We start from the raw sequence: 26,051 nt of genomic DNA on the forward strand, positions 1-26,051 counted from the left end.
CAGTGGCACAAGCAGGCGTAGACGTCTGTTTCATAATACATCCTTGTATAAATATTCAGACAGTTGAAAAGTAGTGGTACAAATAACACGATAATGATGCAACCTCATAAATTGCCACACTACTCGATGTATATCAATGACAATCAGCGAACACATGAGTTAGTATTAATAGATAAAAACTACCAAAGAGCCATTTTCATTAACTAAAGCGATGGCAGAAAAAATGATGCATAAATTATTGATTTCGCTCGCTCTTTATATTTATTGTTTAGGGCGTGTCCTCATTTTAAAAATGGTGATAAAGATGAGATAAATTGCCGTCAAACGAGGAAAATAGCGCAGATAATATCGGGATATTAACCAGCTGTTTAACGATGTTTGGCAAAATTTAGCCATTTTTAGCCCATTTAGATATGATCAATTGAATTGAGGACACGCCCTAGCATTAAATAATGAGCATGACTAACAAGGATAAATAGCATCCCGAATTATTCGGTAAGAATGCAGAGAAAAAAACTCTGCTATGCATTGGTATAGCGACTGGCCTCTGGCATCCAGCGATGGATCAGCTGGCTGACATCTGCTTTACGTGCAGGATCTGCAATTAAGTGTTTGGCGAGACGCTGGGCAATCGCAAATAATTGCTCATCACGGATCAAATCCGCCAAATAATAACCAACATTGCCCGTTTGACGTTTGCCTAACAGCTCACCTGGCCCGCGCAGTTCCAAATCTTTTTGGGCAATAACAAAGCCATCGGTGCTATCGCGCAATACATTTAGACGCTCAGTACCTGTCTCTGATAACGGCTTTTGATAGAGCAAGACACAGTAACTTTTGGTCGAACCACGCCCGACTCGTCCACGCAATTGATGTAGTTGCGATAGACCCAAACGCTCGGCGTTCTCGATAACCATTAGCGACGCATTCGGGACATCGACGCCAACCTCGATGACCGTTGTAGCAATTAACAAATCAAGATTTCCGGATTTGAATGCTTGCATGATGGCTTGTTTATCAACGGATTTCATCTTGCCATGGACAAGACCAATACGAATATTTAAGCGCTCATTTAAGTCCTCGTAAGTGGCTTCAGCGGCTTGTGCATCCAGCACGCTAGACTCTTCCACCAGCGAGCAAACCCAATACGCTTGCCTGCCCGCCTCACAATTAATCGCAATACGTTCGATCACATCATCACGGCGGTTACGGTCAATCGTCACCGTCGTAATTGGCGTGCGACCCGGTGGCAGCTCATCAATGATGGAGGTGTCCATATCGCCGTAGACGCTCATCGCTAGCGTACGCGGAATGGGCGTTGCCGTCATTATTAGCTGATGCGGCGTGCTATTGGCCACGCCTTTACTGGTCAAAGCCATGCGCTGCTCGACACCGAAACGGTGCTGCTCATCGATAATAACCAAGCCCAATTTAGCAAACTGTACTTGCTCTTGAAATAACGCATGGGTGCCGACGACCACTTGCACGGTGTTTTCAGCCACAGCTACCAACGCTTCGCGGCGCTGCTTTGCGGTTTGTTTACCCGCCAGCCAACCAACCCCAACGCCTAAGGGTTCAAACCATTGTTTAAAATTAACCAAATGCTGCTCTGCTAAAATCTCTGTGGGTGCCATAACAGCCACTTGCCAGCCACTATCAAGCGCATAGCCCGCCGCGCCCGCCGCCACTAACGTTTTGCCAGCACCCACGTCCCCTTGTACCAGTCGTAGCATCGGAATAGAAGTCGCCATATCGGCCGTGATGTCTTTCATCACTCGTTGCTGCGCGCCCGTTAAATCAAACGGTAACGCGGCAAATAATTGATCAGCCAATGGGCTTCTAGTGGCACATTTAGGGGCTTTATGCTGATGCAATTGCTGACGACGATATAATAGACTGAGTTGATGCGCGGTCAACTCTTCAATGATCAAGCGCTGACAAGCAGCATGGGTGCGAGCACTTAGTTGGGTCAATAGCTGATATTGCCGCCCAGCATCGGTATAAGTTGGTGGAGTGTGCAATAGTACCAAGGCTTCAAATATCGTCAGGGTATAGACATTATTAGCGGCCATCGTATCGCGATTATGATTCATCGCGTCATACGTTGCATCATAAATAGCGGGCTGGGCTTTGTTGACACTATTACTGGTAGCATTGTCGGGCACACTGCGGGCGAGTGTTGAAAAAATATCTTCAGACTCATACGCCTCTATTACCGATTTTTTTGGTGGTTCAAAAGGTACCAATGGTAAATCCGCAACGACGGCAAAATCTTCATTGGTAAACAGCGTCATCGGTAGACCCTGACTACGCACCGTTTGCAGTGCCAACTTAATCAAGGTACGCAATTTATTCTGATGCAAGCCTTTGACACTGGGATAAATGGGCTGCAACCCAGTATTAGTCATGGCGCTGCTATCAGTGATGATTTGATATTCGGGATGGTGCATCTGCTTGCCATAACGGCTGACTTTTACTTCGCCGAACAATTGCAATTGTGTACCCAAGCTCATGGTCTGCGCCAGACCACGATAGACCTTAAAAAACCGCAATGATATCGTATCGGTGTCATCGTCTACAATTACGGTCATGCCACTACGCTTGACATCGACGTGTACCACACGCCCAGTGATTAATGCTGCTTGTCCATGCCCCACGTCTGCTATCGATACCAGTCGGCTACGATCTTCATAATCTCGTGGCAGATGTAGCAGCAAATCAAAGATTCGTACGATACCCAACTGCGCGAGTTGCTCAGCAACCTTAGAGCCGACGCCTGCCAACGCCGTCACTGGCATATCGAGTGCCGATAGAGGTTGCTCAGATATCCCATGAGCGGTTGACTGGGCTGAGGAAGGAGCTGAAGCGTGACTGACCGACATGGGCATCAAAAATCCTAACGATATTGGTTTTAAATTCCGTAAGCGCAAAATGTCTTATTAGGACACGCCCTAAGCATTCTACTGCTAGTAATGAGCTGCAAAGGTGATAGCAATCAACCAGCTATCAAAATACTGAATCAGTCTCATTATAACTGACAACATGATTGATTATGCTAAGCTATTTAGTAATACTGCGTTTAGACACTTTGTAGAGAAATACATCCAGTCTATTTTATGGATAAGCAACTTTATCGATAAGTAGCTTTGTCGATTTGGCAAAATTTCTGACGATGTTTAGCAAAATTTAGCCATTTTAAGACCACTAAATATATAAATGTGCTAATTGATAACACGCCCTAATTTACGATGATTTTATAAGGTCTTTTTTATGTTTGCTCCTGCTCTATTGCCTCAATCTTATCATCATTTAACATTCCTGCGTATCAGTGTGCTTGCTGTATTGGCTCTAGGCACTAACGCTTGTAGCACACTGACACCAGCACCGGCACCAGTAGCGCCCATAGCAAACGTACCAAAAGTGGCGTTAGTGTTGGGCGGCGGCGGTGCCAAAGGGTTTGCCCATGTTGGCGTGATTAAGGCTTTAGAGGAAAACGGTATCAAACCAACCTTGGTCGTTGGCACGAGCATCGGCAGCTTGGTTGGTAGTCTATACGCTAGCGGCTACACGCCAGCACAGCTTGAGCGCTTGGCATTGACCACCACTGACAGCGAATTGACGGACTTCACCTTATCCAACCAAGGATTTATAGAAGGTATCAAACTCAAAAACTTTGTTAATAATAAAGTGGGCGCAAAAGCCATAGAGGACTTTCCGATTGCTTTTGCAGCAGTCGCAGCAGAAAAGCATACCTTAAAAAAAGCCGTCTTTACCACTGGCGATGCAGGTCTTGCTGTCCAAGCATCCTGTAGTGTGCCCAATATTTTTATTGCTCCGCGTATCCCTGAAAAAGTCGGCAAAAAATATATCGATGGTGGAGTGGTTAGTTTAGTACCGGTTGATAGCGCGCGCGACTTGGGTGCTGATATTATCATCGCTGTCGATGTGACGATGCCTACCTCGAATAAAAAGAACATAACAAGCAATCTCTTACCCGCTATCACCTCATTGAGTAGCTTTTGGGGCTTACTTGAAAACAATTTAACCGCCAGCACTGCTCATTCAAATACCAAGCACAGCGCATCAATGCGCAATGAACGCGCGCGTGCTGATATTGTGATTACCCCTGATGTCGGTCATATCAGCTCATTAGATACCAGTCAACGTAGCGCCCTTATTGCTGCTGGCACGCAAGCCACCACACCACAAATCAATGCGATTAAACAATTAATAAAAGAAAAATCACAGAGTAAATATGCAACTTTATAACGATATAGTCAAAATATCTTAAAAACACGACGGTATTGCTGATATCAGCAGTGCGTGATGGTTCGATATTACTTTTCACTGACTATATATAGTAAATCCTCGACAAGCTAACCTCAAAATTAGGATTTCAGCCATTAAAAAAGCACCGCAGTCATAAACTGTGGTGCTTTTTGCCGTTAGCTAAATCAATTTTGCTTAAACAGCATGTATCAATTAATAAGCAAATCTATTTAACGCGAGCGCGGTATTTCACTGCTACGGTGTCATTGAGGCCAACACCTTCGATATCCCAGCGTACTGCTTTGTAGTATTTGAATGGGATTTCTTGTAATTGATTGTCTACCTTGCCACGTAGCGGCATACGGGCGAAAGTATCGCCATCGGTGCTGCCATATGGGAAGTCAGGCGAGACCGCGCGCAATAGTTCTACTTGCTCAGGGATACTCATGGTGACCGTCATTTTGCGTACTCGATCAGCATTGGTATTGGTAAAATACCCTTGATACTCTAAGACGTTGCCTGCTTGCAAGCGCGTGTTGGCATTAACAGGTACCAAGACCTCCTGACCATTGGCATCAACACTGATCAGCGAGGCAGTAATTTTGGTATTAACGGCTTGCACACTAGAATTACCGCTACGGGTGCTTGCTTGATTGGTACTTGACTGCATGGTAGCTAAATTATCAACTGCTTGCTCTGGGGTCGGCAGCATCGCTGAGGCTTGGGTCACAGCCATGACGCCGACGAGCGTACCAGCGATCACGTGAAACAGACGGTGTCCGCTAAAAGCGCTAAAAGGATTGGCAAAATGGTTACTTTTTTTCATGACTTTCATTATCCCTAGTTAATATATCGGTAAAACGCAGCTGGCAAAACCTGACTGTCTGGTTAATGCATTTTCAATGCTTTTTAAACTCTGACATTTATCGCTTTAACTTTTTAAGTTTTTCGCGGTTTGGATAGACGAGACTTTATATGAGCAATACACTTAATGACGACATCTCTGATTATGAGCAGGCTATTATCATATACGCTCCATGCTAGTAACGTTCATTCTTATTGATTATCTGCGTTAGCTGTCTATAAAGCAATAGCGCTTAGCATAGCAAAAAGCGTTTGTAGGTACACTAACCCCGTGTTGAGGTTGTGTATATTGTCAATTTACTACAAAGATTGATGAACGCTACTGAAATAAAAGATAGCTCACAACGGCGTTTTTTGCTATGGTAATTCTTTAGCGACTGGCATTTTTTGTCACGTCCTTTTTTCTTATTCTGACTACTACTGCTCCCATTATGACTACTAGCGCCATGCCACAGATTAATCCCGAATACGTTCATTGGTTCCGTAATTCTGCCCCCTACATTAATACCCATCGCGGTAAGACTTTTGTGATCATGTTTGGCGGTGAAGCGGTCAATCACCCGAATTTTAGTACGCTTATTCATGACTTCGCCTTGTTACATAGCTTGGGCATCAAGCTGGTGTTGGTACATGGGGCCCGACCGCAAATCGAAAACAACCTGCAAGGCACTGATATCACCTCGCCGTTGCATGAAGACATTCGAGTGACGCCGCGTGTAGCGATGCCGTCTATCTTGCAAGCCGTTGGTGCCATTCGCTTACAGATTGAAGCACAGCTATCGATGGGACTGGCCAATTCACCCATGTACGGCTCGCGCATCGATGCCGTTTCGGGCAATTTTGTCACCGCTCGCCCTTATGGCATTCGTAATGGTGTCGATTATCAAATGACGGGTGAAGTGCGCTCTATCGACGTTGAGGCCATCAAAAACAACCTACTCCACGATCATATCGTGATTTTAGGCTCGATGGGTTATTCAGCGACTGGTGAAGTTTTCAACCTACTCGCTGAAGATGTGGCATTGAGTGCTGCCGTCGCACTTGGCGCGGATAAGCTGATATTCTTAGGTGAAGAAACGGGTATCAATGACGATGATCGCTTGCTACGCGAAATGATTCCAAATGAAGTCGATCGTTTCTTACGTGGCCGTGATCTAAATTGTGAGATCAACTACTTTTTAAATTGCGCCAGTAATGCTTGCCGCCAAGGCGTTCATCGCACCCATATTATCTCTTATGCCAAAGATGGTGCATTATTAGAAGAGCTATTCACTCGTGATGGCTCTGGTACGCTCATTAGCCACGACCCTTATGAAGAGATTCGCCGAGCAGATATCGACGATGTCGTGGGACTTATTGAACTGTTATTACCGTTAGAAGAACAAGGCATCTTGGTCAGTCGTTCGCGCGAATGCTTGGAGCAAGAGATTGATCACTATAGTGTGATTGAGCGTGATGGTATGATTCTGGGCTGTGCCGCGCTTTATCCATTAGATGCAGATGCGGCAGAAGTCGCTTGTGTCGCGGTTCATCCCGAATATCGTAGCGGCAGCCGAGGTGCGGATTTGCTAGCGTTTTTAGAGCAGCAAGCGTGCAGCCATGGTTTGCACAAATTGTTTGTGTTGACGACTCGTACCGCCCATTGGTTCGTTGAACAAGGCTTTGCAGAAGTTGAAGCAAGCGCCTTACCAGAAGCACGACAAGAAAAGTATCATAACGGACGTAACTCTAAAGTCTTCCAAAAGACACTTTAACGAGTGACTCAATTGATGAGTAAACAGTGAACTAAACCACGTCCAAACAAAAAGCCCTCATAATATTTATGAGGGCTTTTTCTGTTTTAGGATGAAACGTAGGACGGTGCAGATTATTACGTTTTATCGCAGCATTATTTTACTTTTAACAGCTCAACCGTAAAGATTAAAGTGCTATTAGGCTCGATACCTGAGTTACCTGCCTCGCCATAAGCGATGTCTGATGGGATGTAAAACTCGTATTTGCCGCCCTCTTTCATCAACTGTAGACCTTCCGTCCAGCCAGCGATAACTTGATTTAGTGGGAATTCAATCGGCTCACCACGCTCATAAGAGCTGTCAAATACCGTACCATCGATCAATTTACCTTCGTAGTTTACTTCAACCACGTCAGTCGCTTTTGGTGATTTACCAGTACCTGGAGCGATTACTTTGTATTGTAGACCAGAAGCCGTCTCTTTCACGCCTTCTTTTTTCGCATTTGCAACTAAGAATGCTTCACCAGCGGCTTTGTTGTCAGTCGCTTTGCTTTCCATATCTTTGACAAACTTCTCTTCTTGCTCTTTTTGATAGGTCATCAATACTTCTTGCATTTGCTCTTGTGTCAGTGCGGAATCAGTGCCTTCATAACCATCACGGAAGCCTTTTTCAAAGGTATCAAGGTTGAGATCACCGACCGCTTCTTTGTTACCTTCTGCCATCATATAGCCCAAGCTATAACCCACTTTTTCATTGGCTGGGCTTTTTTCAGTCACTGAAACGCTTTGACTAGAGGTTTCTTGATTACCATTATTAGTACTACAACCGGTAACTAATAACATAGCACTAACAAGTGCACTAACGCTTAAAGTAGTGATTTTTTTCATAGAGTACTCTCAAATTGTAAGTATAGTGGCGAGATGTCACATATTTCTATAATAACAAATCTTAGTTTTAGGAGCCATGTTTAGGATGAAATTATCGGGCCAATGTACAGTCTGTGTTAACATTTCTCATAAAAATAACAAGTTATCACACAAATATAGTAACAGGTTAAGCTTTCTGTCTTTAAATCTATCAATACATCAGCTAAGCTAAATTAGTTAAGGTGATAAGTAACTGGACGTCAGTTTTACTAATATATATTGGGATGTCGGTAGCCATATTGCGTAATAGAGATGTATGGCCATCGCAGATCCACATTTTCCTATAGTAGTATTACTTTTCCAGTCACTATAATGTCCCTGTATAACTTAAATTAAAAACACTATTTATAATTACCATCTATATGATTTTGCTCAATAACTAAGGTTCTGATTACCTACTATTTGTAATGGTTACCTTTGTTATTTCACAGCTCATATATGATGATTCAAGGAGGATAAGATGAATCCAACATTTACATCTTTTAATGGTTATCTTGGTGGGCCGATCGGCTCCATTATTGGTGCTATCTTAATATTTATTATTGGCTGGCTCGTAGCTTTAGGCATCGCGGCACTGGTACGCGGTGTGCTGTCTAAAGTGAATCTTAATCAACGCATGAACTCTTCTACTGGCAAAACCTATGATCTAGAGGGTATTATCTCTAAGATTATTTTTTGGTTTATCTTTATCATTGCCATTTCAGGAGCGCTTAGTCAGTTGAACTTGAACTCTATCTCAGCACCGTTTGCAAATATGGTTAACCAAGTATTGGCGTTCATTCCTAATCTGATCGGTGCTATTGCTCTTGGTGTGATTGGTTGGGTTGTGGCAACTGTTGCCCGCACAGCGATCAACGCAGCACTGGCCAAAACATCAATGGATGAGCGTTTAAGCGCTAAAGCTGGCGTAAAACCAATGAGTAGTACGATTGCTGATATGGTTTACTGGTTCATCTTATTGGTTGTTCTAACCATGGTATTGGGCCAATTAGAGCTTGATGGTTTATTTGCCCCATTGACTAATATGGTAGACAAAATCTTCAGCTTTATTCCTAACATCCTAATTGCTGGTGTGGTGTTTGTCGTTGGTTATATCATTGCTAAAGTTGTACGCGGCATTGTGACCAACCTTGTTTCTACTTTTAACGTGCAAGAGTTGGCGTCAAAAGCAGGTTTGAACGAGCAAAACAGCCTACCTAATATCGCGGGTTCATTAGCGTTTTTAGTTGTGATTATCCCAACGATTATTGCCGCATTAAATGCGTTAAAAATCGAAGTGATTGCTCGTCCTGCGACGAATATGCTGAACAAAATCATGGAAGCCTTGCCAAACATCTTTATGGCAGTGGCTATCCTAGTAGTGACTTTCTACGTGGTACGTATGGTCGCTAATATTATTAAAGGCTTGATCGAAAACACTCAGATCAACCAGTTGCCTGCGAAAGTTGGCTTACAAGAAACCATGGGTGATAAAAGAGTCTCTGACCTTGTTGGTTATGCGATCATCTTTTTTGCCATGCTGTTTGCCGCTATCGCAGCCGCTGATTTATTAGGTTTTGAGCCTATCTCAGCTATTATCACGATGTTTATCGCTTTCGGTGCCAACATCATTTTGGGCGCGATCATTCTATTCATCGGTTTTTGGCTTGCCAATATCATTGCTGGTGTCGTTGAGCGCTCTGAGCAAGGCTCACAGTTCTTAGCAAACATCGTACGTGTATTAATCATGGGCTTGGTACTAGCCATGGGTCTAAAAGCGATGGGTATTGCTGACTCTATCGTTAACCTAGCATTTGGTCTAACGTTAGGTGCCGTTGCGGTTGCCTTTGCTCTATCATTCGGTCTTGGCGGTCAAGAAGCAGCAGCACGTTTCCTACGCAAGATGCAGGACAAAATGGACAAAGAGCGCACTGAAGCAAAAGCGAAGTCTGCTTTGACGCCTAATTCATCAACGCAAGACAAAGTTGCTGATTCAGTTCGTGAGAATACGCCGAGTGCACCAACTACCTCGACTACCAACTTACGTACAGATACGGTCGATACCACAAAACTTGGTACTGACCCTGTAGATACTACTGATCTCGGAACTACTGGAACTACGACTAATAACGATTTATTACCTGGTAGCGGTCTTATCGACGACACCAATAAATAAACCTTTATGAAAGTATAATTTCGAACAAAAAAAAGACAGCTCAGGCTGTCTTTTTTTATGGGTGTTTGTATGATAAATGATTTCTTTAAGTTGAACGACAACAAATTTATCCATAGTCAAAATACCCCAAAACGCTACGATACTGCAGATATCAATTTTTTGTAGCCTCTGTCTGCACAGGCACAGCAAGCAAGAAAAATTGATATAAACAGTGCGTGATGTATCGATATCACTTTTCACTGACTGATATTATTTTTCACTGACTATAGTATCGATTTATAGCTTATCTTTACGGGCTGGAATAGAAAGGTTGAGACGGATCTGAGGCAAATCATTTACTGGCTTGTTTGGCTTCTTAGCCGCTTGCTTCTTAGCCACTGGCTGCTGAATATCTTGCTGCTCAGCACCTTGCTGTTTGAGACGTTGTATTTGCTTGGTAAGTTGACGTTCGCGCTGAGTCATATTATTCACGGGTTGAATCCACAGATCGATATCTATAAAGGTTTCGCCAGCATCAGAGATAAAATCTATACCAAGTATGATGACATGGTGTAGCTCAGCCATCGGCAGACGCGTAGCGACATCTTGCGCAATTTTCTGTAAGTTTGGCTGAATAGCCGCTTTACTGTTCTGCCCCGCCAAATCTTGCCCATAAAATATCAGCACATAATGCCGACCAAGATTTTCATATGAATGCTGATGTACCACATAGCCAGTTTTTTGCAACGCCGGCTTTTGTTGTGGGTGTCTATATAAAGTTCGAATCAGTTCATGCCGCGAAAACGCGGATTCATCTAATAATTGCTGCTGCCAAAGAGAGAACTGTGGCTTTAGAGACTCGGTGTCTGCTTGAGCTGTCAGCTCTGCACTGACCGTGTCGATCATCTGCGTACTAAGTTGCGACCAGAGTGTTGCTGCTTGTTGCCTATGTTGTTGATACATCTGGGCAGTTTGGCTCTTATTTTTTTGAGCTAAGGTCATGGCTACCAAGGCAGCATTTGGTGCTTGCTGAATACCATATTTGATAAGGGCATTATCGATTGTAATAGCATGGTCAAATAAGAGGGCACTGCTTAAAAACTGCGTGACAAGCATGTCTTCAGATTCAAAACTCGCGACATGGCTGGAGACCGAGCGCTGGAGCTGGTCAAGATGATACCCTAAGAATCGCCACAGCTCGCATGGCGTCTGTAATGCAAGCATTATCGAACACCAGTCATGCCAGCTAAATACTTGCAGTCGCTGTGCATGGTCACTCATATCGACGACCAAATTTTCCATAAAATAGCGCGCTGCAAATTCGTGCTTTAAGCGCTTCGGTAACTGATTGCGCTGACGGTTATGTTCAATATTATTGTCATTGTTGTGTTCATCATTATTGTCACTGTTATTATTGTTGCTACTATTAGCGTCCTCACTGAACTGGATGTCGACGACCAATACGTCATAAACGAGCGCCTGATTGTCTTTATCTTGAGAAGAGTCAGTCTTAGTCTTTTGCCATGCTAGCACCGCTTTGACCGCTGCCATACGTACTGTTTCGATATTAGCCAAGCTGGTCTCAGAAGGCAGATATAAGATGAGCGCTAATAGTTGAAGCTTACCTAGTGGTAAATGATAGTGATACTGTCGAGCTGTATAATGAGCCTCATAACGAATCTCTATGGTTTGCATGTTAGGTAAAACAATATCTAAAGCATCTGTCTGTAGATAGCAGGCCAACTCATTGACCAGATAACCCCCATCAGATGTGCCAGTAATCGAATTGAACACAGTCTCAACCTTTTATTATCAATGAAATATAACGTACCCTACACGGCAACTTACAAAGATCATGCCATTTTTGTGAGGATGATAGGCATAATTCAATAAAGAAAAAGTAAACTACATAAGTGCAATTATACAAAGTCGCTTTCCAAGCAATGACTTGTTATGATGACATAAAAGTAGCACAGCTGACGCATTGATTTATAGTGCAGCCATTACGTTAGGGTCTGCTCATTCATTTTTTATGTAGTGACTATTATTATTTGCATATAAGAACAAGGACTGAATACTATGAAACGTTTTAAAGAAAAAACCGTTATCGTAACAGGAGCAGGCTCAGGTATTGGTCGTGCGACGGCCATTCGCTTTGCTCAGGAAGGCGCCAGTGTCGTTTTAGTGGGACGGACTGCCGATACGTTGGCAGAAACCGCTAAAGAATTCCCGCAAGACCGTACGTGGATTCATACCGATAATTATATGACCATCACTTGTGACATTAGTGTGCAGAGCCAAGTGCAAGAAATGATTAAAAGAGCCATTGATCAGTTTGAAAAAATTGATATCTTGGTGAACAATGCAGGTAAAGCCACCCAAGGTAAAATTACTGAGCTAACGGCTGAAGACTGGAAATCAGCGATTGATGTGAATTTAAACGGTACTTTTTATGTCTGTCAGGCAGCCATGCCACATTTGATAGCGACCAAAGGTAATATCGTCAATGTCTCCTCATTATCAGGGGTCGGTGGTGATTGGAATATGGCCGCTTACAATGCTGCCAAAGCTGGCGTTAGCAATCTAACGCGTACCCTCGCCTTAGATCATGGTCCTGATGGAGTGCGAGTCAACGCGGTTAATCCAAGCGTGACTAAGACAAACATGACCAGTGCCATTCAGAATAATGATGCCAAGACTGATAAATTCTTAGATCGTTGTCCACTTGGTCGTCTGGCCACGCCAGAGGATATTGCCGCCGCGATTACTTTTTTAGCGAGTGATGATGCGTCGATGATTACCGGTGTTAATTTACCGGTAGATGGTGGGGTTAGTGCTTCTAACGGTCAGCCTCAGTTTTAGCTATTGCTCTCTTTGTAATTGAATATGAGTATTTTGCTAACCATCCCTAAGAGGCTTAAATACTCATATTCGCAAGATAGACCTAATCGGCTGAATTATTAACATCCTGTAGTGGCTGCGATAAGCGCTCAGGATGTCTTGGTATTACCCCTTTATATTGAGCATAAATTTTTGGTAAGTCAGCCTCGATATCTCCAGTAGGATACACAGCAGATAAAAAACGCACTTCTTTGGTATTATAATCTAACGCCACTGGCAAAATAGGGATACCAGCACCCACTGCTAAGTAATAAAATCCTGTCTTCCAGTCTTTGGTATATTCCCGCGTGCCTTCTGGAGATAATCCCAAAAACAGTGGCTCACCGGTTTTAAACTTATCAATACTCGCTTGTAGCACAGAACCTTTATTACCACGATCGATGGGAATAATACCCATCCAACGTAATAGTTGCGCCAATACTGGGACTTTGAATAACGTATGTTTACCCATAATGCTGATTTTTAAATCTAAGGCAAACAAGCTGGGTAATGCATAGACGCCATCAACGTTTGACGTGTGCGGCAATGCCAATACCACCGCTTGCGAGATATCTGGAATTTCACCAACGATTCGCCATCCTGAGGTTTTTAACAGGAAAGAAGCTATCACTGGAGCAATTGTGCCGCCCCGTTTGGGAATTAAATGCCCTAAATCCTTTTTGCTAAGCTTTGGTAATATTTTAGAGCGTGCAGAATTAGCAGCAATTGGTGGCTTAGAACGATGGGTAAACTTCGATGTCATAACGGCACCAGATTATAAAAGATAGCTACATAATACCATTAAGTTTATGCCACTAAATTGCCTTTTACAGGCTTTTATTGCGCTATCTCTTACTCGACTCTACAGTGAGCAATCAGCCTATCTAGTATTCATTATTACGATACTTTATGAAATATCAGCCAAGTTGCCTTTATCCTCAAGCCAAGTCTTACGGTCAGCAGAGCGTTTTTTGGCGAGCAGCATATCCATCACGCTATTGGTGAGCACCATATCATCCATATCTAGTTGCACCAAACGACGGGTATCACGATTCATAGTCGTCTCACGCAGCTGCTCTGCACTCATCTCACCCAGCCCTTTAAAGCGGGTAATCTGCGCTTTTTTATTACCTGGTACATTGGCTAAAATGTGGGCAAGCTCAGGCTCATCCAACGCATAATGCACGTCTTTACCGACATCTACGCGATATAATGGCGGCATGGCGACAAATAAATGTCCTGCATCGACTAACGCTGGAAAATGCTTAACGAATAACGCGCAAATCAAGGTGGCAATATGCAGACCATCAGAATCCGCATCCGCTAAAATACATACTTTGTCATAACGTAGTTCGGACAAATCGTCTGACGCCGGATCGACACCGATAGCGATGGCAATATCATGGATTTCTTGGCTCGACAGCACGGTATCTGACGACACTTCCCATGTATTTAGAATCTTACCGCGCAGTGGCAATATGGCCTGATAATGACGATCTCGTGCCTGTTTGGCACTACCACCCGCCGAATCTCCTTCCACCAAAAACAACTCTGCGCCATCACGCAAATCACCACGGCAATCAGCCAATTTACCCGGTAATGCAGGACCTTGAGTAATCTTTTTACGCGCGACTTTTTTGGCAGATTTTAGGCGACGTCCCGCTTTATTAATCGCCAACTCGGCAATTTGAGCACCCATATCGGCATGTTGATTTAACCACAAGCTAAAGGCATCTTTTGCCAATGTCTGTACGGCTCCGGCAGCTTCACGGCTAGATAAACGCTCTTTGGTTTGCCCTGAAAATTGTGGCTCAGAAAACTTCAGCGACAGGATATAATTGACCCCATCCCATACATCTTCAGCCGTTAACTTCACACTACGCGGCAATAGGTTATGAATATCACAAAACTCGCGTAAGGCTTCTAGAATACCGGTGCGCAGACCATTAACGTGCGTGCCGCCTTGCGCAGTCGGGATAAGGTTAACATAGCTTTCTTGAATCGGCGTACCACCATCAGGCAACCAAGACAGTGCAAAGGTAATGGCTGCACGTTCGCCCGCTTTCGCATCGTAATTATAGTAGAAAGGTGCCTCAGGCAGCGTCTCAAGACCATCTAACTGTTCGTTTAAATATTCAACAACGCCATCGGCAAACTGCCAAACGATTTTTTCATTGTTAATATCATCGACGAACTCAATCGTCAAACCCGCGGCCAACACCGCTTTGGCTTTTAGATTGTGCTTTAGTTGTTTAACATTAAATTTTGGCGTATCGAAAAAGCTACCATCCGCCCAAAAATGTACTTTAGTACCGCGTTTGCGCTTGTTTGAGCTGATCGTTTCCGTCAAAGGCGTAACTGGTGCACCATTTTCAAACGCCATTTCAAACTGTGTACTATCACGCCATACGGTGACTTCAACGCGGGTGGACAGCGCATTGACGACAGAGATACCAACACCATGCAGACCACCCGAAACTTCATAGTTAGCGGTCGAAAACTTACCGCCAGCATGTAAGCGGGTCAAAATCAGCTCAATTCCTGACTGCTTAAACTCAGGATGAATATCAGTCGGCATACCGCGCCCGTCATCCTCGACTGACAACGAGCCATCACTGTACAATTGAACTTTGATGGTCTTAGCATAACCCGCCAACGCCTCATCTACTGAGTTATCAATCACCTCTTGTGCCAAGTGGTTGGGACGGGTGGTGTCCGTATACATGCCGGGCCGACGACGTACCGGCTCAAGTCCTTCTAAAACTTCTAACGATTGCGCATTATATTCACTCACAAATGCTTCCCTTAATATTCACAGATCATTCATTCTATTGAACCATTATAACCAAAAATAACGACGGTAACGCTAATTGTCAGTCGCTCACGTCAGATAATGTCGTCTCTTTAAGCCGATAACAAACGCTGTAGCGTACTAATGACCATCGGTAATTGCTCACCAAAATCCGTAAATCTATGATCGCCACCCGCTTGCACAGTTACTGTCGCTTCCTGCACTTGATAAAAATCTTTTGATAGCTCAGCATTTAGCAGCTCGTCATCTTCTTTTAGCAAGACAGCGATTTTATGCGGATAATTAATGGATACCAATTGATGATCTGCAAACCATTGTAAATCCGCAGGGGTAATATTCCAGCCGCCCGCGGTCGTATGCAGGACATTACCATGAGATAACTCGTCACTGCTTTCTTTATTTGATACTGAGATGTCAGAAAAACGCTGTAGAGTAACATGAGGCTGAGTGCTAGGGTTTAGCAATAGTGCGGGACAACCTGTATGATTACTCACCAAGGTAGAAACATAGCCTCCTAACGAGCTGCCAATCAGTACAGTTTTGTCTTCTGTATTGAGTGCGGTTACCAATTTAACTAATTGCTCAAATACTTGCTCATGGGCACTGTTAAGATCAGGGCGATATACGTTAATATCAGCATGATGCTGCTGGCAATAGCTTTCTAATAATATGCCTTTGGTCGAGTTGGCATCACTATCCAATCCATGAATATAAATAATGTTCACGTACAATCTCACTTATTAATTTTGTTATGATGACTTTATATAGACTATAAAAGCTAAGCATAGCATTGCCTCGCCAAAAACAGTAACAACAAAGCGGCACACTATTATTCGTTATTTACGACATAATAGTGTTTCAAAATAAGATAAGACAAGTTAAGGGAATAACGATAAGTGCGATGGAGCCGCCATGAATCAACAGTTTGAACTGTTCGATATCACCAATCCATGTATTGGTGTTTGCACGAGCAATAAAAAAGGCTATTGCTTTGGTTGCCTGCGTAGTCGTCCTGAGCGTCAGTTATGGCTGAACATGACTAACGAGCAGCGCCGTGAGGTGCTACGGCTAGTCTCTGGACGCAGGCAACGTATCGAACAAATGAAACAGCGTAAAGGTGAGCAGTTAGGATTTGATTTTGAAGAAGTGGTTGAAGTTGGGGAGTTGTTTTGAAAGATGAAGATTACGGTGTAAGGTTAAATAATAATGATGCTTTAATAGTCGATCTACTAATTCTTAAAAGATCATGAATAGCAAATAGTCAAATTTTTTATTAATTCATGTTAATTTTAGATAAGGATTGCAATTACTACTTTCAAACATTGCACAGCTTTTTGAAAAAATATGATAGTTTTACCAATCAAACTAAATATGCTTTTACATACTCTCTTATTTATTATAACTTTTGCATAGTACGCGTCTACATAGACTGATCTAAAAGTTCTAAAGCCACAATCATTGTAGAAACTGTATTTCTATCAAATTCGGCTCTATCATTTTCTTCGTGCGTGCCTTTATTCAAATATACCCATTCACGTGAATTACCATTTAGTCCAACCAAAATACTCAAAGGATCCAAAACAGTACTTTTATTTTGATCAGAGAAGTCAGCATTACCGATTTTTGATTTAAGCTGATCAGATAAGTTTCTTAACTCAATTGGAGCTGAAGCGCCCCGCAACTTTATACTCAGATTACCATCGCCATACTTAGTTACATAGCGCCAAACTTTTCCTTTAGTCAAACACTCCATTGCTTTTCTTGATTTTGATAAAGCTTCTCTAATCTCATTTCTATCAAAGTGCTCTCTAGCAGCAATAATATAGTTCCTAGGAGCACAGTTAAAATCTACATTTATATGAGATTCTTCTAGCCTAGGTAAAAAGGTAAACGATTGAGTCTGAGCAGCAACTTTAGCGGGAAGGAGGTTTTGAATGTCTTTGAAAAACTCTTCTCCATGACAGGTAAGAATTATTTGTTTTCCAGAAAAGAACTGATCTTCAAATAGCGTGCGCCTTATTGATTCTCTATGGTCGTCATCTATAGCATTTACTGGATCATCAAAAATTAAAATTGGACAATTTTCTTTCAGATTTTTTGAGAGAAGAATGGCTAAGCCAATACAGCGAATATGCCCTTCACTAAGCATGTGCAATGGATCATAGAACTGATCTGGATTATTTTGAAATGATATTTCAAGACGTTGATTTTGAACTAGAGGAAGCTTTACTCTAGCCAAAAGTTCTGATGGCAAATCATTTCTATTAAACGAATTATACAGCTCAACAACCTGCTCACTTAAGTCAGCTACAAGTTGTGCAGGAAGTCTATCATTGTAAGAGTTCAAGAGTATTACGAAACTCTTATAAGCTTCTGATATAGAGCGATTTCTTTGGATATTCGGTATGTCAGCTTGAACATCAGCTATTAACTGAGCGTTTTCAATATCGAAGCTACTAATTATTTTTTGAGAATTTAAAATCGATTGGTCGGCTGTCTGTCTGCGCGTTATAAGAACCGTAATATCGCGAGAGAAATCACGTAGCCTATTTAGTTCGGCTTGTTTTATTGAGCGTAATTGAACAGCCTGATCAATCCCCTTATCTGCATCTTCAAGATGTTTCACTTGTGAACGTAAATGCTGCCACGCAGCGAAGCCATCTTGCATTGGCTGTTGTAAGCCATTCCACCATTCAATGCTTCCCTGAATACTAGGTGGTACTTGATACTGGGTAAGTGAATTCGGAGAAAATCGGCTGCAACAGGTATTTACTATTTGAGCAAGTGAAAGTAATTCCCGATTTACTTTTTGTTCTAAACATTGAAGAGTACTTTGTTGCTCAGCCAAGTGCTGTAGCTTTTGTAGCTCTTTGTCGGAATTAGTAAACGGGTTTACTGCAACTTGGCCAAGTGGAGTTTTACAAGCCGGGCAGTTATTGGGACTACTTTTTTGTACTTGTGTTACAGCATTATAGAGATTCTTGAATGATATTTGCTGACTTACACTCGCTAACTCTTGGCTTAGAGTATTATGTTCGTTTAGATAATTAGCGATATTTAAACCTAACTCATTTAATTTTGCGAGACTCAAAAAAGACTTGATAGCTAAAGGCTGCTGTATTTCGGATTCTATCTGTGAAATTAACCCAACATTTTCACTATTACCAAGTAATTCAAGCACCAATTGGATAAAGTTTGCACCTTCGCGGTATTTGTTAGCTAAAGCCTGCTCATCTGTACTTATCTTTATTGATTCAGCGTTATTTATTTCTATTTGCTGCTCAGCACCCTCAAGTCCTTGTCGCCTTTGTGCTAATAGTGCCGCTTTCGGGCATGTAAGATCAATATACTTAGGATCAATTTCAGTAGTGAACTTTCGAACAAAGTCACTAAACGAGTCCAAACCAAATAGCGTTGAAATTAACTCTGTTTGTTTGGCAGGGACTTGGGCTGCAATTCTCGAAAAATTATCAATTCTATTTCTTTCAACAAAACAAAATCTATAAAGTGAGTCATCCGCCTCGATGTTAATCTCTTCCTGATTTTCATTCAATCCAGTAAGAACTGGGATACTAAAACGATCTACATATGCATTTTTGAAGTAGCTGTGTTGATCTCGAAAGCGTTTACTTTCCGCTTCTGCAACATTATTCAAAAGTGAATATTCAAGCGCTTCGCAAAAACTTGATTTACCTGTACCGTTTGGCCCATAGATTAAGACTAAGTTACTGGTTAGGTCAAAAGACTCCTCCCTAGAGAATCCACGAAATGGACCTACTTTTAAACTTTTCAGTTGAGTAATTGGAGATTTATAGGCAGTTAAATTTTCGACTGGAGGTTGAATAATACAGTTTAAAGTGTTCCAGCTATCTTGAGCCAATTGAATAATAGCTCTAATTCTATGACCTTGATGCGTACCTAATGATGCTAAATGATCTAAGTTTAAAAAAACAAGATTAGCTATTTTGCGCTCATCTTCGTTGATAGTTTCTGAATTAAGAGTTTGCAGAAAACGTAAGTACTCAGAACGGACCATATAACATCCCTACTTCCACAATAATATCCATCCAAAAAATGAACAACTAGAAAATAAGCTGCTAATTATGCACAAAATCTATAAAAACTTACTATCCTACAAACTTATCATTAATAGCAACACTCAACAATATAAATATGGAAGTAAAATCAACTAAAGTACATTTATATATAGATAATGATTAAATTGATTGAAAAGTAAGACAGAAAAATGAGAACTATTAAGATAGAAGAGTAACTATACCTGATATGGATGAATAAAAGAGTTAGTTAGAATAACAGCTAATAAGAAAACCGCACCCAAAACAAAACCCCCTCTGCTTTCGCAAAGGGGGTTTTGTTTTTAGAATAGAGAGCTGACGATGACCTACTCTCACATGGACGAATCCACACTACCATTGGCGCTACGATGTTTCACTTCTGAGTTCGGGAAGGGATCAGGTGGGGCCATCGCGCTATTGTCGTCAGCAAAGGGGGTTAGATATGAGTCTGATGTTGTTATCATTGACGTCAAGATATTATCTATTGGTCGACCAACTTGTAACCTAACTGAATCAAGGTTAAAGGTGATATCGAAATATTCTTTCTTTTATTCTATAGCCTAGGCTATACAAGATAGATTAATTAGAGCTTTGATACAAACCACTTGGGTGTTGTATGGTCAAGCCAAACGAGCAATTAGTACAGGTTAGCTACACACATCGCTGTGCTTCCACACCCTGCCTATCAACGTCGTAGTCTTCAACGGCTCTTTAGGGAAATCTAATCTTGAGGTGGGCTTCCCGCTTAGATGCTTTCAGCGGTTATCCCATCCGAACGTAGCTACCGGGCAATGCCACTGGCGTGACAACCCGAACACCAGAGGTTCGTCCACTCTGGTCCTCTCGTACTAGGAGCAGATCCTCTCAAATTTCCAACGCCCACGGTAGATAGGGACCGAACTGTCTCACGACGTTCTAAACCCAGCTCGCGTACCTCTTTAAATGGCGAACAGCCATACCCTTAGGACCTGCTTCAGCCCTAGGATGAGATGAGCCGACATCGAGGTGCCAAACACCGCCGTCGATATGAACTCTTGGGCGGTATCAGCCTGTTATCCCCAGAGTACCTTTTATCCGTTGAGCGATGGCCCTTCCATACAGAACCACCGGATCACTAAGACCTACTTTCGTACCTGCTCGACTTGTGGGTCTCGCAGTTAAGCGCGCTTTTGCCTTTATACTCTACGACCGATTTCCGACCGGTCTGAGCGCACCTTCGTACTCCTCCGTTACTCTTTAGGAGGAGACCGCCCCAGTCAAACTACCCACCATACATTGTCCTCGGTATTGTTATACCTGAGTTAGAACCCCAACATGACCAGGGTGGTATTTCAAGATTGGCTCCACAAACACTAGCGTGTCTGCTTCAAAGCCTCCCACCTATCCTGCACAAGTCAGGTCAAAGTTCAATGTAAAGCTGTAGTAAAGGTTCACGGGGTCTTTCCGTCTAGCCGCGGGTACACAGCATCTTCACTGCGATTTCGATTTCACTGAGTCTCTGCTGGAGACAGCGCTGCCATCATTATGCCATTCGTGCAGGTCGGAACTTACCCGACAAGGAATTTCGCTACCTTAGGACCGTTATAGTTACGGCCGCCGTTTACTGGGGCTTCGATCAAGAGCTTCGCTTACGCTAACCCCATCAATTAACCTTCCAGCACCGGGCAGGCATCACACCCTATACGTCCACTTTCGTGTTTGCAGAGTGCTGTGTTTTTAATAAACAGTTGCAGCAGCCTGGTATCTGCGACTGTCAACAGCTCAAGGAGCAAGTCCTATCACCATCAACAGCGTACCTTCTCCCGAAGTTACGGTACCATTTTGCCTAGTTCCTTCAGCAGAGTTCTCTCAAGCGCCTTGGTATTCTCTACCTGATCACCTGTGTCGGTTTAGGGTACGATTCGTTTATAACTATTGCTTAGAAGCTTTTCCTGGAAGCATGGTATTTGCCACTTCGCTGTACAAGTACAGCTTGCTATCAGATCTCAGCCATGTAGTAGCCCGGATTTACCTAAGCCACAAGCCTACATCCTTTCACCTGGACAACCAACGCCAGGCTGACATAACCTTCTCCGTCCCTCCATCGCATTATAAACAAGTATCAGAATATTAACTGATTTCCCATCGACTACGCCTTTCGGCCTCGCCTTAGGGGTCGACTCACCCAGCCCCGATTAACGTTGGACTGGAACCCTTGATCTTCCGGCGTGCGAGCTTTTCACTCGCATTATCGTTACTCACGTCAGCATTCGCTCTTGTGATACCTCCAGCATGCCTTACGACACACCTTCACAGGCTTACACAACGCTCCCCTACCACTTGAAAACAAATTCAAATCCGCAGCTTCGGCTCCTAGTTTGAGCCCCGTTACATCTTCCGCGCGGGCCGACTCGACTAGTGAGCTATTACGCTTTCTTTAAAGGATGGCTGCTTCTAAGCCAACCTCCTAGCTGTCTATGCCTTCCCACCTCGTTTCCCACTTAACTAGGAATTTGGGGCCTTAGCTGGCGGTCTGGGTTGTTTCCCTCTCCACAATGGACGTTAGCACCCACTGTGTGTCTCCCGGATATCACTCATCGGTATTCGGAGTTTGCATCGGTTTGGTAAGTCGGTATGACCCCCTAGCCGAAACAGTGCTCTACCCCCAATGGTGTTCGTCCGAGGCGCTACCTAAATAGCTTTCGGGGAGAACCAGCTATCACCGAGTTTGATTAGCCTTTCACCCCTATCCACAAGTCATCCCCTGGCTTTTCAACGACAGTGGGTTCGGTCCTCCGGTTGATGTTACTCAACTTTCAACCTGCTCATGGATAGATCACTCGGTTTCGGGTCTATGCCCTGCAACTAAACGCCCTATTAAGACTCGGTTTCCCTACGGCTCCCCTAAACGGTTAACCTTGCTACAGAACATAAGTCGCTGACCCATTATACAAAAGGTACGCGGTCACCCTAATAAATTAAGGCTCCCACTGCTTGTACGCACACGGTTTCAGGTTCTATTTCACTCCCCTCACAGGGGTTCTTTTCGCCTTTCCCTCACGGTACTGGTTCACTATCGGTCAGTCAGGAGTATTTAGCCTTGGAGGATGGTCCCCCCATCTTCAAACAGGATTTCTCGTGCCCCGCTCTACTTAATATGTTAACGCTAATGTTTCGAATACAGGACTATCACCTACTACGGTCAGCTTTCCCACGCTGTTCTTCTACATTAGCACTAATCGGCTTCTCCCCGTTCGCTCGCCGCTACTTGGGGAATCTCATTTGATGTCTATTCCTAAGGGTACTGAGATGTTTCACTTCCCCTCGTTCGCTTCTCGTACAAGTACGAGATACCTACCTTATGGTAAGTGGGTTTCCCCATTCAGAAATCTCCGGATCACAGGATATTGCCGCCTCCCCGAAGCTTATCGCAGGCTGTCACGTCTTTCATCGCCTCTGACTGCCAAGGCATCCACCATGTGCGCTTCATTACTTGACCATACAACCCCAAGTAGTCTTAACTTATAAATAAGTTTTAACTTCAAAGTGTCATAAAGTCTAATTATGATAACGATATCACCTAATTTTATACGCTTGATTCAGTTCTCTTTACTTTTTTAATAACTCACTACTGGGATAACAACTGATGTCGTTAAGTAGTGAGTTATTAAGGTTAGGAACAACGCGTGAACACGTGTTCCTAACCCAGACTCATATCTATGTTTTTAAATAGTTCTTACGCTCTCGTCGAGTCATAAGTTCTGTATAAAACAGAAAGAAATAATCGTATGATGTAATATCTGAATTATTTGTTTCTGTTTATGCTTGTTTAATATATTTACTATCGTATTTATTATGGTGGAGCCAAACGGAGTCGAACCGTTGACCTCCTGCGTGCAAGGCAGGCGCTCTACCAACTGAGCTATGGCCCCGTAAAATAAATGGTAGGCCTGGGCAGACTTGAACTGCCGACCCCCGCGTTATCAACACGGTGCTCTAACCAGCTGAGCTACAGGCCTGTGTCTGCCTGTAAAGGCAAAGCGCTAATAATAAATACTAGCTAAACTAAAGAACAACTTGTTGTGAATTCTTGCTGACCGAATGCCATCTATAAGGAGGTGATCCAGCCGCAGGTTCCCCTACGGCTACCTTGTTACGACTTCACCCCAGTCATCAACCACACCGTGGTGAACGCCTCCCCGAAGGTTAAGCTATCCACTTCTGGTGCAATCAACTCCCATGGTGTGACGGGCGGTGTGTACAAGGCCCGGGAACGTATTCACCGCGGCATTCTGATCCGCGATTACTAGCGATTCCTACTTCATGGAGTCGAGTTGCAGACTCCAATCTGGACTACGATAGGCTTTTTGAGATTCGCATCACATCGCTGTGTAGCTGCCCTCTGTACCTACCATTGTAGCACGTGTGTAGCCCTGGTCGTAAGGGCCATGATGACTTGACGTCGTCCCCGCCTTCCTCCAGTTTGTCACTGGCAGTATCCTTAGAGTTCCCGGCTTAACCCGCTGGTAACTAAGGACAAGGGTTGCGCTCGTTGCGGGACTTAACCCAACATCTCACGACACGAGCTGACGACAGCCATGCAGCACCTGTATTCTAATTCCCGAAGGCACTCCCGCATCTCTGCAGGATTCTAGATATGTCAAGACCAGGTAAGGTTCTTCGCGTTGCATCGAATTAAACCACATGCTCCACCGCTTGTGCGGGCCCCCGTCAATTCATTTGAGTTTTAACCTTGCGGCCGTACTCCCCAGGCGGTCTACTTATTGCGTTAGCTGCGTCACTAAGTCCTCAAGGGACCCAACGACTAGTAGACATCGTTTACGGCGTGGACTACCAGGGTATCTAATCCTGTTTGCTACCCACGCTTTCGAGCCTCAGTGTCAGTATTATGCCAGAAGGCTGCCTTCGCCATCGGTATTCCTCCAGATCTCTACGCATTTCACCGCTACACCTGGAATTCTACCTTCCTCTCACATACTCTAGCTCAACAGTATCAGATGCAGTTCCCAGGTTGAGCCCGGGGATTTCACATCTGACTTATCGAGCCACCTACGCTCCCTTTACGCCCAGTAATTCCGATTAACGCTTGCACCCTCTGTATTACCGCGGCTGCTGGCACAGAGTTAGCCGGTGCTTATTCTGCAGCTAATGTCATCGTCCGTGGGTATTAACCACGGAGTCTTCTTCACTGCTTAAAGTGCTTTACAACCAAAAGGCCTTCTTCACACACGCGGCATGGCTGGATCAGGGTTTCCCCCATTGTCCAATATTCCCCACTGCTGCCTCCCGTAGGAGTCCGGGCCGTGTCTCAGTCCCGGTGTGGCTGATCATCCTCTCAGACCAGCTACAGATCGTCGCCATGGTAGGCCTTTACCCCACCATCTAGCTAATCCGACTTAGGCTCATCTAATAGCGAGAGCAGTAAACTGCCCCCTTTCTCCCGTAGGTCGTATGCGGTATTAATACGAGTTTCCCCGTGCTATCCCCCACTACTAGGTAGATTCCTAAGTATTACTCACCCGTCCGCCGCTCGACGCCTGATAGCAAGCTATCATCGTTTCCGCTCGACTTGCATGTGTTAAGCCTGCCGCCAGCGTTCAATCTGAGCCATGATCAAACTCTTCAGTTTAATCTTGCTATGAAGTCCTTTAAAGAGACTTCTAAACTTGGCTCATCTAATCTGGCAAAATCGCTAAAAATTATGTTCGTAATGAATTAACTTTGAGTTTTTCTGCTGTCTTAAATGATAATTTTTATAGTTAGAATGAACTCCGAAAAGGAGCTAAAACCAACTTTATTTTTTAGCATTCTGAATCAGCAAAAATCCACACAAGTTGTTCTTTAGTTATGCTTTTAAATAGTGCTCAATCACTGTCGTCCAGTAACTGATATATTGGGTATCTCTCTTGCTGTTTAGTCTCAAACCCTTGCGGGTTAAGCTATCTAGCGAGCCGACTATCTTATCATAATGATTGGGATTGTCAAGCTTTTTTATAATTTGTTTCATCAGGTTAACTGGGTTATTAATGTGTAATCTACACACTAGTTACTTCCAGCTCGTCTTGATGAGGGCGTATTATAGACGCTTTAAATTCTGTGTCAAGAGGTAATTTCTATTTAGTTTGAAGTAAATGTCTCATCACTCATTCTAAACAGCCTTCCCTTTCAACTAGGGCGCATTATACGGGGTTTTAAGACTGGGTCAAGGTAAATCGTTATTTTTGGTGTAATGGACAAAATTCATGCTAGAAATTAGAAGGTAGTGGCTAATGGACAAAATTCATGCTATTTGAGTGTCTTTGACCCTAAAAAGTCTTTAATAAGCCGTAACTTACGATACTCATTTAGTCCATGATG

13 protein-coding genes, 2 tRNA genes and 3 rRNA genes are annotated in these 26,051 nt (G+C 43.5%); 5 read left to right on the plus strand and 13 right to left on the minus strand.

Going from position 1 to position 26,051, the window contains the following annotated elements; genetic code table 11:
* Nucleotides 1-521 precede the first annotated feature (521 nt).
* Nucleotides 522-2,888: an ATP-dependent DNA helicase RecG gene (recG, locus tag ACMFL8_RS13845; protein WP_413191298.1), complete on the minus strand. Its 2,367-nt coding sequence runs from the start codon at nt 2,886-2,888 to the stop codon at nt 522-524.
* Nucleotides 2,889-3,270: 382 nt separating this feature from the next.
* On the opposite strand from recG, the gene ACMFL8_RS13850 reads away from it, so the two are divergent.
* The gene (locus tag ACMFL8_RS13850; protein ID WP_413191299.1) at nt 3,271-4,269 is read left to right on the plus strand and encodes a patatin-like phospholipase family protein; all 999 of its coding nucleotides are present in this window, start codon (nt 3,271-3,273) and stop codon (nt 4,267-4,269) included.
* Between the two features lie 226 nt (nt 4,270-4,495).
* On the opposite strand, the gene ACMFL8_RS13855 is transcribed toward ACMFL8_RS13850, so the two are convergent.
* Nucleotides 4,496-5,095, minus strand: coding sequence for a hypothetical protein (locus ACMFL8_RS13855; RefSeq protein ID WP_010201301.1), 600 nt, complete (start codon nt 5,093-5,095; stop codon nt 4,496-4,498).
* Between the two features lie 469 nt (nt 5,096-5,564).
* On the opposite strand from ACMFL8_RS13855, the gene argA reads away from it, so the two are divergent.
* Nucleotides 5,565-6,887: an amino-acid N-acetyltransferase gene (gene argA / locus ACMFL8_RS13860; protein WP_413191300.1), complete on the plus strand. Its 1,323-nt coding sequence runs from the start codon at nt 5,565-5,567 to the stop codon at nt 6,885-6,887.
* Nucleotides 6,888-7,021: 134 nt separating this feature from the next.
* On the opposite strand, the gene ACMFL8_RS13865 is transcribed toward argA, so the two are convergent.
* Entirely contained in the window at nt 7,022-7,753 is a 732-nt protein-coding gene (locus tag ACMFL8_RS13865; RefSeq protein WP_189586963.1) for an FKBP-type peptidyl-prolyl cis-trans isomerase, read from the minus strand.
* A gap of 499 nt (nt 7,754-8,252) precedes the next feature.
* On the opposite strand from ACMFL8_RS13865, the gene ACMFL8_RS13870 reads away from it, so the two are divergent.
* Complete coding sequence (locus ACMFL8_RS13870) at nt 8,253-9,947, plus strand: mechanosensitive ion channel (protein ID WP_413191301.1); 1,695 nt, start codon at nt 8,253-8,255, stop codon at nt 9,945-9,947.
* Nucleotides 9,948-10,223: 276 nt separating this feature from the next.
* Here ACMFL8_RS13870 and ACMFL8_RS13875 read toward each other — a convergent pair whose 3' ends face one another.
* Nucleotides 10,224-11,720, minus strand: a complete 1,497-nt coding sequence (locus ACMFL8_RS13875) for a hypothetical protein (RefSeq protein ID WP_413191302.1) — start codon at nt 11,718-11,720, stop codon at nt 10,224-10,226.
* A 285-nt stretch (nt 11,721-12,005) separates the two neighbouring features.
* On the opposite strand from ACMFL8_RS13875, the gene ACMFL8_RS13880 reads away from it, so the two are divergent.
* Nucleotides 12,006-12,788: an SDR family NAD(P)-dependent oxidoreductase gene (locus ACMFL8_RS13880; protein ID WP_189586957.1), complete on the plus strand. Its 783-nt coding sequence runs from the start codon at nt 12,006-12,008 to the stop codon at nt 12,786-12,788.
* Nucleotides 12,789-12,870: 82 nt separating this feature from the next.
* Here ACMFL8_RS13880 and ACMFL8_RS13885 read toward each other — a convergent pair whose 3' ends face one another.
* The 3 genes from ACMFL8_RS13885 to ACMFL8_RS13895 all read right to left on the minus strand — a co-directional run bounded on the left by ACMFL8_RS13885 (nt 12,871) and on the right by ACMFL8_RS13895 (nt 16,343).
* Nucleotides 12,871-13,569 carry a lysophospholipid acyltransferase family protein gene (locus ACMFL8_RS13885; RefSeq protein WP_413191303.1) on the minus strand — a complete coding sequence of 233 codons (699 nt, stop codon included), beginning with the start codon at nt 13,567-13,569 and terminating at the stop codon, nt 12,871-12,873.
* Nucleotides 13,570-13,713: 144 nt separating this feature from the next.
* Nucleotides 13,714-15,600 carry a DNA topoisomerase IV subunit B gene (gene parE / locus ACMFL8_RS13890; protein WP_201589714.1) on the minus strand — a complete coding sequence of 629 codons (1,887 nt, stop codon included), beginning with the start codon at nt 15,598-15,600 and terminating at the stop codon, nt 13,714-13,716.
* A gap of 110 nt (nt 15,601-15,710) precedes the next feature.
* Nucleotides 15,711-16,343: a YqiA/YcfP family alpha/beta fold hydrolase gene (locus ACMFL8_RS13895; protein WP_413191304.1), complete on the minus strand. Its 633-nt coding sequence runs from the start codon at nt 16,341-16,343 to the stop codon at nt 15,711-15,713.
* A gap of 187 nt (nt 16,344-16,530) precedes the next feature.
* Between ACMFL8_RS13895 and ACMFL8_RS13900 the strand changes: the two genes are divergently transcribed.
* On the plus strand, nt 16,531-16,791 hold the full coding sequence (locus ACMFL8_RS13900; protein ID WP_413191305.1) for a DUF1289 domain-containing protein: 261 nt from the start codon (nt 16,531-16,533) through the stop codon (nt 16,789-16,791).
* A 247-nt stretch (nt 16,792-17,038) separates the two neighbouring features.
* Here ACMFL8_RS13900 and ACMFL8_RS13905 read toward each other — a convergent pair whose 3' ends face one another.
* From ACMFL8_RS13905 to ACMFL8_RS13930, 6 genes are all read right to left on the minus strand, one after another.
* Nucleotides 17,039-19,654 carry an AAA family ATPase gene (locus ACMFL8_RS13905; RefSeq protein ID WP_413191306.1) on the minus strand — a complete coding sequence of 872 codons (2,616 nt, stop codon included), beginning with the start codon at nt 19,652-19,654 and terminating at the stop codon, nt 17,039-17,041.
* A 353-nt stretch (nt 19,655-20,007) separates the two neighbouring features.
* Nucleotides 20,008-20,122: ribosomal RNA gene (gene rrf, locus ACMFL8_RS13910) — 5S ribosomal RNA — on the minus strand.
* 188 nt (nt 20,123-20,310) lie between these two features.
* Nucleotides 20,311-23,172 (minus strand): 23S ribosomal RNA (locus ACMFL8_RS13915).
* A 357-nt stretch (nt 23,173-23,529) separates the two neighbouring features.
* Nucleotides 23,530-23,605 (minus strand) — tRNA-Ala (locus tag ACMFL8_RS13920).
* 10 nt (nt 23,606-23,615) lie between these two features.
* Nucleotides 23,616-23,692, minus strand: a tRNA-Ile gene (locus ACMFL8_RS13925).
* A 92-nt stretch (nt 23,693-23,784) separates the two neighbouring features.
* Nucleotides 23,785-25,323: ribosomal RNA gene (locus ACMFL8_RS13930) — 16S ribosomal RNA — on the minus strand.
* Together the 16S, 23S and 5S rRNA genes with 2 tRNA genes alongside form the textbook arrangement of a ribosomal RNA operon.
* Nucleotides 25,324-26,051 lie beyond the last annotated feature (728 nt).

Origin of the sequence: Psychrobacter sp. AT9 (genome assembly GCF_047272965.1) — a bacterium.
Taxonomy (GTDB): domain Bacteria; phylum Pseudomonadota; class Gammaproteobacteria; order Pseudomonadales; family Moraxellaceae; genus Psychrobacter; species Psychrobacter glaciei.

Bases quoted from the DNA above. Each gene is read 5' to 3' on its own strand.
- ACMFL8_RS13880 (WP_189586957.1), top strand. From the start codon at position 12,006: ATGAAACGTTTTAAAGAAAAAACCGTTATCGTAACAGGAGCAGGCTCA.
- argA (WP_413191300.1), top strand. From the start codon at position 5,565: ATGACTACTAGCGCCATGCCACAGATTAATCCCGAATACGTTCATTGG.
- ACMFL8_RS13850 (WP_413191299.1), top strand. From the start codon at position 3,271: ATGTTTGCTCCTGCTCTATTGCCTCAATCTTATCATCATTTAACATTC.
- ACMFL8_RS13855 (WP_010201301.1), bottom strand. From the start codon at position 5,095: ATGAAAAAAAGTAACCATTTTGCCAATCCTTTTAGCGCTTTTAGCGGA.
- ACMFL8_RS13885 (WP_413191303.1), bottom strand. From the start codon at position 13,569: ATGACATCGAAGTTTACCCATCGTTCTAAGCCACCAATTGCTGCTAAT.
- ACMFL8_RS13870 (WP_413191301.1), top strand. From the start codon at position 8,253: ATGAATCCAACATTTACATCTTTTAATGGTTATCTTGGTGGGCCGATC.
- ACMFL8_RS13865 (WP_189586963.1), bottom strand. From the start codon at position 7,753: ATGAAAAAAATCACTACTTTAAGCGTTAGTGCACTTGTTAGTGCTATG.
- ACMFL8_RS13905 (WP_413191306.1), bottom strand. From the start codon at position 19,654: ATGGTCCGTTCTGAGTACTTACGTTTTCTGCAAACTCTTAATTCAGAA.
- recG (WP_413191298.1), bottom strand. From the start codon at position 2,888: ATGCCCATGTCGGTCAGTCACGCTTCAGCTCCTTCCTCAGCCCAGTCA.
- ACMFL8_RS13900 (WP_413191305.1), top strand. From the start codon at position 16,531: ATGAATCAACAGTTTGAACTGTTCGATATCACCAATCCATGTATTGGT.